Source organism: Streptomyces sp. NPDC007896 (assembly GCF_042959425.1).
Lineage (GTDB): Bacteria > Actinomycetota > Actinomycetes > Streptomycetales > Streptomycetaceae > Streptomyces.
In genome coordinates this window covers 161,641-170,616 of sequence record NZ_JBIBKX010000021.1, presented here as the reverse complement: position 1 = coordinate 170,616, position 8,976 = coordinate 161,641, and the positions used below count along the sequence as shown (strand labels likewise).

Sequence of the window (8,976 nt, the reverse complement as noted above, 5' to 3'; positions counted from 1 at the left end):
GATACCGATCCCCTCGGCCGCTCCGCCCGCCGAGGGTGTGCTCGCCAGCGCGTCACCGCCGACCTCGACCGTCAGACCGGACTTCTTGGCCTGCGTGATGGCGTCCTTCAGGTGGTTCTTGCCGGCGTCGGTGAGGTCGTCGGCCTTCACCTTGTAGGTGACGGTGGCGTACGCCGTCGTCGCGTCCTTGCTGATCGCGTTCGCCTGGAAGGGGCTGACCGCGCTCGCGACCTGCGCGTCGTCGGCCGCCTCGTCCACCAGCTTGTCGATGGTCTTCTTGTTCTCGGCGGCGGTGATCTTCTGCCCGTCGGGGGCCACGAAGACGATCCGGGCGTTCGCCCCGTCGGCCTTCGCCCCGGGGAAGCGCTGCTCCATGAGGTCGAACGCCTTCTGGGACTCGATCCCCGGCATGGAGTTCGAAGCGTCGGGGGCGGCGGGAGCCTTGGCCGCACCGAAGCCGACCGCGCCGAGCACCGCCACCCAGATCAAGGCGACGTACCAGCGCCGCCGGAAGGCCGTACGGCCCAGTCGATAAAGGAAAGTAGCCACGGGAGGGGTCTCCAAGGTCTGTGTTCGGGGCAGCGAGCGGTGGGGTGCTGCGAGGGGGCGGGCATGCCGGGGTGTCCCGTGGCCCGGAGGCGGCGTCGTCGGCGCCGGGGTCGGAGGCCGAGGGGGATGAGCGTCGGGCCGGAGTGGGCGTGACAGGCGCGTCAGGCCGGGGTCGGCGTCCTGCGGCTCCGCGTTTCGAGGCCCTGTGTCTCGCGGTTCTGTGTCCCGCGGCTCTTCGTCTCGCGGCTCTGGAGGAGACCGAAGCCCGCGCCGAGCGAGACGAGGCCCATACCGGCGGCGGCCGTGATCCCCTGCACGCCGTCGAGGGCGAAGCCGGCGGCCGCGGCGACGACTCCGTTGAAGAGGAACAGGAACCAGAGCACCGGACGGGAGGAGAGGAACGACTTGATCGGTTCCTTCTTGGCGATGCGGGAGCCGGCCACGAGGGAGAGGGCGATCCCGCCGTAGGTGGCCACGTCCTTCTGCGTGCCGTCGAGTACGGCACCGGAGGCCACGGTGGCGGAGAGGCCGACCAGGAACAGCGACCAGAGCACGATCGAGGAGAGCAGCGACTTCATGAACCTTTTCCTTCGGCGGGGAGTCTGTAGGGGCGTGGGCTTCCGGATTCAACGATCCCGTCGGAAGCTCGCCGCCACGAGTGAGTGCTCTCCCGAACCTGTGGTGTAGCGGGCTACACCATCTGTCTGGAGCCTGCTCTCCCGCGCAGCCGCACCAGGCGTGCCTAGCCTGGACGGCATGGGTACGACAGTGCGGCAGGCAGCGCGAGCCACGGTCCAGTTGGGACGGGCCGCCGTACTGGCGTTCGGCTCGATCATCTTCATCACGGTGCTGCTGATCACGGCGGTCGCCACCCTCGTGGTGGTCGGTGCCGGACTGCTGCCCGAGACGGTGCTCCTGGTGCGCCGCTTCGCCGGTTCCAAGCGGCGCCAGGTCGCCGAGTGGACGGGCCGGGAGATCCCCGAGGCGTACCAGCGCATCGAGGGCCCGCTCCGTCGCCGGATGCGCACGGCGGTCCGTGACCCGGGCACCTTCAACGACCTGCGCTGGATGGTCGCCCACTACGCCTACGGCTTCCTTGGCGTCCTCGCGCTGCCGCTGTGGTCGGCGGGCCTGCTCGTCGACGGCGTACGGCAGGGTGTGCTGGGTCGTTCACCGCTGGTCCTGCCGCTGATCAGCCGTCTCGCGGACCTCGACGCCGCCTGGTCCACCAACCTGCTCAAGCCCTCACCCAAGGCGCTGCTCGCGGAGCGGGTCGAGGAACTGACCGAGACCCGGGCGGGCGCGGTCGCCGCGCACGAGGGCGAACTGCGCCGCATCGAGCGGGACCTGCAGGAGGGTACGCAGGCGCGGCTGGTGTCGCTCTCCATGCGGATCGGTATCGCCAAACGGGCGTACGAACGCGACCCGGACGCCGCCCGCAAACTCCTCGACGACGCCCAGGACCAGGCCGAAGAGGCGCTGACCGAACTGCGTCACGTCGTCCGTGGCATCCACCCGCCGATCCTCACCGACCGTGGTCTCGTCGGGGCGGCGCGGGCGCTCGCGGCGAGCAGCGGGCTCGACGTGACCATGGATGTGGACGGTCTGGAGGACGGGGCGCAGAGCGGGGTCCGCGCCCCCGCGGCGATCGAGGCGGCCGCGTATTTCGTGCTGGCCGAGGCCCTGACGAACGCGGGCAAGCACAGCGGCTCGGAGCGGGCGGCGGTCCGGCTCGCCCGTACACCGACGGGGTTGAGCGTGGTCGTCCGTGACGAGGGCCGCGGCGGCGCCGACGAGGCGGCCGGTTCGGGACTGCTCGGCATGCGCCGGCGGGTCGCCGCGCTCGACGGGTCCGTGCGACTGACCAGCCCTGTCGGGGGGCCGACGGTGATCAAGGTGGACCTGCCGTACGCGTGGTGACGCCTCCGGCGTTTTCGCGCTCCCTGGAGAGGGCGATTTCCCGTCGACTTCAGCTTTCTCAGAATTCTTACCCTCCTCACAGCCCCACCCCATGCCCCTGACGGCTGCCCTTCCTAGCTTTCCGATCATGACGAGAAGCCACAAAGACACATCGGTCACCCGGCGCCGTGCGCTCGCGGTGACGGGCGGCACGGTCGCCGCGGGCGGCCTCGCGGTCGCTGGCTACCCATCGGCGTTCGCCGACGAGACGACCACCGCCACCGACGCCGAGGCGACCGCCTCGGCGACCTCGACCTCCACCGGCAGCGGCCAGTGCGTGCTGATGTCCAGCGTCACGGAGGGGCCGTACTACCTGGACGGCGCTCTGGTGCGCAAGGACATCACCGAGGGCAAGGGCGGCGTCCCGCTGACGCTGCGCATCACGGTGCAGGACACCACCGACTCCTGCGGCCCGGTCGCGGGCGCGGCCGTGGAGATCTGGCACTGCGACGCCTGGGGCTACTACTCCGGTTACACCACCGCCAACCCCGGCGGCTCCGCGCCCGCCGAGAGCGAGGACGGCTCGACCGCCAACGACCAGACGTATCTGCGCGGCTATCAGGTCGCCAACGCCAACGGGGTCGTCAAGTTCGAGACGATCTTCCCCGGCTGGTACACGCCCCGCACCACGCACATCCACGTCAAGGTGCACACCGGCGGCGAGAAGGCGGACGGCACCTACGAGGGCGGCAAGGTCAACCACCGGCCAGCTCTTCTTCGACGACGACATCGCCGCCGAGGTCCAGGCCCTGGAGCCGTACTCCAAGCACACCGGCAGCTACACCGAGCTCGCCGACGACATGGTGTACGACGGCGGCGGCACCTCCAGCGGGTTGCTCGCCCTGAAGCCGGTCCACAAGAAGGACCCGTCCAAGGGCTTCAAAGGGTCCATCATCCTGGGCATCGACCCCGACGCCGAGAGCACCGGCGCGGGCAGCGGTGGCGGTGGTACGCCCCCGAGCGGTGCGCCGAGCGACGCTCCGACCGGTACGCCGCCGAGCGGCGCCCCGAGCGACAGTGCCAGTCCGTCCGCCTCGGCGTCCTCGTCCTCTTAGGGTTCGCGCATGAGCAGCCGCGAGGACGAGACGCTGGCGCGGGCCGCCGTGGCCGCGCTGACAGGGCAACTGGAGCTCACCCCCAAGCCCGGCCTGCCCGATCCGCGCGATCTCGGGGCCCGGGCGACCCACCGCGACCTGTGTTCCCTGCGCTGGTCGGCCAAGGCGCTGACGCCCGGCCTCGCGGCCATGGCGGCCGTCGCCCGCCGCACCGGCCGGCCCACGCCGGAACTCCGCACGGAGCTGGGCGCGATCGGCCGGTCCACCGAACACTCGGTGACGCTGGCGGGCGGTGGTCACCGCGGGGCGCTGTGGGTCCTGGGCTTCCTGGTCGCGGCGGCGGCCCTGGACCCAGGGGCCAAGGGTGCGGAGGTCGCCGCCACCGCCAAGCGGATCGCGGCGCACCCCGACCGGCGGGCGCCCCGGCGCCCCTCCCGGGGGTCGTCCATGTCCGCGAAGTACGGCGCGGCCGGGGCGCGGGGCGAGGCACGCGCCGGATTCCCGCACATACGGCGGGCGTTGGACGCGCTCGACGCCTCGCGCTCCGCCGGTGCGTCCGAGCCGTACGCCCGCCTCGACGCCCTCCTCACCGTCATGTCCACCCTCCAGGACACCGAGTTGCTGTACACGGCGGGCCCGCACGGGCTCCGGCACGTCCAGGCGGGTGCGCGGGGTGTGCTGGAGGCGGGCGGTACGGCGATGGAGGCCGGCCGCGCGGCTCTGGCCGCCTTCGACGACGACCTCCACACGCGCGCGTGGAGCCCCCGTGGCACGGGGGGACTGCTCGCCGGCGCCCTGTTCGTGGACTCGCTTCCGGTGGTGGTCAGTTCACCGCTACGGGTTGCTGCCTGACCCGGTCCTGGTCCTGGCCCTGATTCCGGTCCCGGTCCCGGTCCTGATTCCGGTCCTGATTCCGGTCCCGGCGGTGGGCTGTCACCCCCCGTGTGGCGGCCCACCGCACCGCCGGGCCCATCCCGTACGAAGCCCCCAGCATCAGTCCCCCCAGCAGCAGCCACCCCGGCGTGCCCCAGCCCACCAGCAGCGCGGTCAGGACCAGTGGGCCCGCGGTGCGCGCCACCGTGACGCCCGTGCCGAAGAAGCCCTGGTACTCGCCCATGCGGTCGGCCGGGGCGAGGTCGAAGCCCACCTGCCAGGAGCCTGCGGACTGCTGCATCTCGGCGACGACCTGGAGCACCGCGCCCGCCACCAGGACCCCGGCCGCGACCCACGGCGAGGCACCCGCCGACAGCGCGAAGACCGCGCAGGACACCAGCATCATGAGTCCGGAACGGCGTATCGCGCGCGTGGCCGGGGCGAGGCCCGTGACACCGCGCGCCAACCGCACCTGGAAGACCATCACCGCAACGGTGTTGAGGACGAACAGCGCGGAGACCAGCCAGGCGGGCGCCTGGGTGCGCTCGGTGATCCACAGCGGGATGCCCAGACTGAGCAGCGGCATCCGCAGCAGCAGCACGGTGTTGAGGAACGTCACGAGCACGTACGGGCGGTCGCGCAGGACACCGGCCCCGTGACCGCGCCGTACGGTCACTCGCGGCACGGACGGCAGCCGTAGCAGCACACCCGCGCAGAGCAGGAAGCTCACCGCGTCCAGCGCGAACACCCCGAGATACGCGTGCCGTGTTCCGGCGTGCAGTGCGAGGCCGCCGAGGCCCGCCCCCACCGCCAGACCGGCGTTGAGGGTCGACTGAAGATGGGCGAGCAGCCCGGTCCGCTCCTCGGCCGGTATCAGCCCGGCGAGCAGCGCCTGCCGGGCCGCCCCGAGCCCCGACTGCGCGGAGGCGTACGCGCAGGCCGCGAGGACGAAGGGCAGGAAGCCGCGGACGACCAGGAAGGACGCCACCGCCGCTCCGGTCGCAAGGGCCAGGAGCACCGTCGTGCCACGCGGCCCGCGCCGGTCGGCGAGCCGCCCCAGCGGGACGCCCACGAGAGAGCCGATCGCCCAGGCGACGGTCAGTCCGAGTCCCACGCGCGCGGGGGCCAGTCCCACGACGTGGGTGAAGTACAGCGCGGAGGTCACGTAATAGGCGCCGTCGCCCACGGAGTTGGTCAGCTGGGCGAGGGCCAGGACGCGTTGCGGTCCCGCGGGCGGGACGAGGCGGCTCGACTGCGCGGATGCTGCCGGATTCGTCATGGCTTCGACGCTACGAGCCCGGTGGACCCGTCAACAGGCCCAATCCTCACGCCTTTTTGCGACCCAATTGGCTCCCGCCCGACACCCCCTGACTCCCCTCCAGCACTCGCCCCGACACCCCTTGGTTTCCGTCCAGCACTCGCCCCAACGCCTCCAGCGCTTCCGGATAGATCCGCTCGCGGGGAGTCCCGTAGCCCACGACCAAGCCCTGAGGCCGCCCCTCGGCGCGCTCGTGCCAGTGCTCGCCGAGATGCCCGACAGCGAGCCCCTCCTCCTCCGCCCGCGCCAGTACCTCCGCCTCGTCCGCCACGTCCACCAGCGCGTGCAGCCCGGCCGCGATACCGCGTACGCTCCTGCGCGCCCCAAGCCGGTCGAGCAGCTGGTCCCGGCGCCGCCGGTACCGCAGCCGACAGGCGCGCACATGACGGTCGTACGCGTGGCTGGTGATCATCTCGGCCAGCGCCAACTGGCCGATGGACTCGGTGTGATGGTCGCTGTGCAGCTTCACGTCGGCCACCGCGTCGACCAGGTGCGGCGGCAGCACCATCCAGCCGAGCCGCAGCGCGGGCCCGAGCGTCTTGGACGCCGTACCCAGGTAGGCGACCTGCCCCGGTGCCATGCCCTGGAGGGCGCCGACGGGTTGCCGGTCGTAGCGGAACTCACCGTCGTAGTCGTCCTCGACGATCAGCCCGTCCCGCGCGCGTGCCCAGTCGGTGAGCGCCCGCCGCCGCTCGGGGTGCAGGGTCACCCCGGTCGGGTACTGATGGGCGGGCGTGACGACGACCGCGTCCGCCTGCGAGGAAGTCAACTCCCCGGCGCAGGCGCCTCGTTCGTCCACCTTCAGCGGCACCACCGTGCCCCCGCCCCGCCGCACCACGTCCCGGTGGAACGGGAGCCCGGGGTCCTCCATCGCCACCACCCCGCCGTCCAGCACGCGCGTGAGGAGGGCGAGCCCCTGCACGTACCCCGAGGTGATCACGATCCGCTCGGGCGGCGCGATCACGCCCCGGGCCCGTCCCAGGTAGCCCGAGAGCGCCGTCCGCAGTTCGATCCGGCCGCGCGGGTCCCCGTAGTCGTACGCCAGGGAGGGCGCCGTCGCGATCGCGCGGCGCAGTGCCCGCAGCCACGCCGCGGCCGGGAACGTACCGACGTCCGGGCTGCCGGGCCGCAGATCGAAACGGGGCGCACGCGCGCGGGGAGCCCCGACGGCCTCCGACACGGCGTCCGCGGGAAGCACCGCGACCTCGGTGCCCGACCCCTGCCGGGCCGTCAGGTACCCCTCGGCGACCAGTTGGTCGTACGCCCCCTTGGCCGTCCCGCGCGAGATGCCGAGTTCGGCCGCGAGCCGCCGGGTCGGGGGCAATCGTGTGCCCGGAGCGAGCCGTCCGTCGCGCACCGCGTCCCGCAGAGCCCGTTCGAGCCCGGTTCTGCGCCCCGCGGCCACGTCCGGCTCCAGATGCAGATCCACCCCGACACCGGACCAGAAGTCGTCGCCCACTAATCCCCCCCGTGAGTTCCCGCGCCCAAAGAGGCGCGGGGAACCGCGCGACCAGCAACGGCCTACCCGCAGACGAATGGCCGGGCACTTCTCGTACCCGGCCATCAGCCCTACGTCAGCCCTACGTCAGCCCTACGTCAGCCCTACGTCAGCCCTTCAGGGCCGCCATCCACGTCTCGACCTCGTCGGAGCGGCGCGGCAGCCCCGCCGACAGGTTCCGGTTGCCGTCCTCGGTCACCAGGATGTCGTCCTCGATGCGCACGCCGATGCCCCGGTACTCCTCGGGGACGGTCAGGTCGTCCGCCTGGAAGTACAGGCCCGGCTCGACGGTCAGGCACATGCCCGGCTCCAGCGTGCTGTCCACGTACGTCTCGGTCCGTGCGGCGGCGCAGTCGTGGACGTCCATGCCGAGCATGTGGCCGGTGCCGTGCAGGGTCCAGCGGCGCTGCAGACCCAGCTCCAGGACGCGCTCGACCGGGCCCTCGACCAGACCCCACTCGACGAGCTTCTCGGCCAGCACGCGCTGCGCGGCGTCGTGGAAGTCGCGGTACTTGGCACCGGGCTGCACGGCCGCGATACCGGCCTCCTGGGCCTCGTACACGGCGTCGTAGATCTTCTTCTGGATCTCGCTGTAGCGGCCGTTGACCGGCAGCGTGCGCGTGACGTCGGCGGTGTAGAGCGTGTGCGTCTCCACGCCCGCGTCGAGCAGCAGCAGGTCTCCGGAGCGCACGGGCCCGTCGTTGCGCACCCAGTGCAGCGTGCAGGCGTGCGGGCCGGCGGCGCAGATCGAGCCGTAGCCGATGTCGTTGCCCTCGACCCGGGCGCGCAGGAAGAAGGTGCCCTCGATGTAGCGCTCGCTGGTCGCCTCGGCCTTGTCCAGGACCTTCACGACGTCCTCGAAGCCGCGCACCGTCGAGTCGACGGCCTTCTGCAGCTCGCCGGCCTCGAAGTCGTCCTTGATCAGCCGCGCCTCGGAGAGGAAGACCCGCAGCTCCTCGTCGCGCTCGGCGGTGACCTTGTCGGTCAGGGCCGCCTCGACGCCGGCGTCGTAGCCGCGCACGACCCGGACCGGTCCGGTGGCCTCGCTCAGCTTGTCGGCCAGCTCGCGCACGTCGGAGGCGGGGATGCCGTACAGCTGTTCGGCCTCGGTGAGGGAGTGGCGGCGGCCGACCCACAGCTCGCCCTGCCCGGACAGCCAGAACTCGCCGTTCTCGCGGTCGGAGCGCGGCAGCAGGTAGATCGTCGCCTTGTGGCCGTCGGTGGTGGGCTCCAGGACCAGGACGCCGTCCTCGGTCAGGTTGCCGGTGAGGTACGCGTACTCGACCGAGGCGCGGAAGGGGTAGTCCGTGTCGTTCGAGCGGGTCTTCAGGTTGCCCGCCGGGATCACCAGGCGCTCGCCCGGGAAGCGCGCGGAGAGCGCGGAGCGGCGGGCGGCGGTGTACTCGGCCTGCGCGATCGGCGTGAGGCCGCGCAGCTCGGTGTCGGCCCATCCGGACTTCATGTTCTCGGCGAGCTCGTCGGACACGCCCGGGTACAGGCCGTTCTTGCGCTGCTTGATCGGCTCTTCTTCGCCCGCTTCGTCAGCGGCATCGTCGAGCACGGCTTCCGGGGTCTCCGGGTTGAGCGCCTCCGACACGGTCTGCCTCCTAGATACGACTCTGGACCTTCCCCCCCAGCTCTCCGCTGTGCCGGAGCAGGGGGACACCCATCATCGTACGGTCGTACAGAGGTGGGCCCAGGGCCGGAAGTCCTGTTACGCGCAG

The 8,976-nt window shown here is 72.0% G+C and carries 7 protein-coding genes and 1 pseudogene; 3 read left to right on the top strand and 5 right to left on the bottom strand.

Annotation, left to right across the window (positions count from 1 at the left end; genetic code table 11):
* A partial coding sequence (locus ACFZDJ_RS45875; protein ID WP_391068336.1) for an MMPL family transporter occupies positions 1–549 on the bottom strand: 549 nt, incomplete at its 3' end.
* Positions 550–710: 161 nt separating this feature from the next.
* Complete coding sequence (locus tag ACFZDJ_RS45870) at positions 711–1,127, bottom strand: hypothetical protein (RefSeq protein ID WP_391068333.1); 417 nt, start codon at positions 1,125–1,127, stop codon at positions 711–713.
* A 178-nt stretch (positions 1,128–1,305) separates the two neighbouring features.
* Here ACFZDJ_RS45870 and ACFZDJ_RS45865 point away from each other — a divergent pair, with 178 nt between their 5' ends.
* From ACFZDJ_RS45865 to ACFZDJ_RS45855, 3 genes and pseudogenes are all read left to right on the top strand, one after another.
* Positions 1,306–2,469, top strand: coding sequence for a sensor domain-containing protein (locus ACFZDJ_RS45865; RefSeq protein WP_391068330.1), 1,164 nt, complete (start codon positions 1,306–1,308; stop codon positions 2,467–2,469).
* Between the two features lie 127 nt (positions 2,470–2,596).
* A pseudogene (locus ACFZDJ_RS45860) lies at positions 2,597–3,563 on the top strand (intradiol ring-cleavage dioxygenase).
* Positions 3,564–3,572: 9 nt separating this feature from the next.
* Positions 3,573–4,415, top strand: a complete 843-nt coding sequence (locus tag ACFZDJ_RS45855) for a triphosphoribosyl-dephospho-CoA synthase (RefSeq protein ID WP_391068327.1) — start codon at positions 3,573–3,575, stop codon at positions 4,413–4,415.
* Here the strand turns inward: ACFZDJ_RS45855 and ACFZDJ_RS45850 are convergent.
* The 3 genes from ACFZDJ_RS45850 to ACFZDJ_RS45840 all read right to left on the bottom strand — a co-directional run bounded on the left by ACFZDJ_RS45850 (position 4,387) and on the right by ACFZDJ_RS45840 (position 8,849).
* Positions 4,387–5,715 (bottom strand): MFS transporter, encoded by a 1,329-nt coding sequence (locus tag ACFZDJ_RS45850; protein WP_391068325.1) that lies wholly within the window; start codon positions 5,713–5,715, stop codon positions 4,387–4,389. The two genes, ACFZDJ_RS45855 and ACFZDJ_RS45850, sit on opposite strands and share 29 nt — an antisense overlap.
* 46 nt (positions 5,716–5,761) lie before the next feature.
* Entirely contained in the window at positions 5,762–7,183 is a 1,422-nt protein-coding gene (locus tag ACFZDJ_RS45845; RefSeq protein ID WP_391068322.1) for an aminotransferase class I/II-fold pyridoxal phosphate-dependent enzyme, read from the bottom strand.
* 178 nt (positions 7,184–7,361) lie between these two features.
* Entirely contained in the window at positions 7,362–8,849 is a 1,488-nt protein-coding gene (locus ACFZDJ_RS45840; protein ID WP_391068319.1) for an aminopeptidase P N-terminal domain-containing protein, read from the bottom strand.
* Positions 8,850–8,976: the final 127 nt, after the last annotated feature.

Coding starts and splice junctions, on each gene's coding strand:
- ACFZDJ_RS45870 (WP_391068333.1), bottom strand. CDS start 1,127: ATGAAGTCGCTGCTCTCCTCGATCGTGCTCTGGTCGCTGTTCCTGGTC.
- ACFZDJ_RS45865 (WP_391068330.1), top strand. CDS start 1,306: ATGGGTACGACAGTGCGGCAGGCAGCGCGAGCCACGGTCCAGTTGGGA.
- ACFZDJ_RS45855 (WP_391068327.1), top strand. CDS start 3,573: ATGAGCAGCCGCGAGGACGAGACGCTGGCGCGGGCCGCCGTGGCCGCG.
- ACFZDJ_RS45850 (WP_391068325.1), bottom strand. CDS start 5,715: ATGACGAATCCGGCAGCATCCGCGCAGTCGAGCCGCCTCGTCCCGCCC.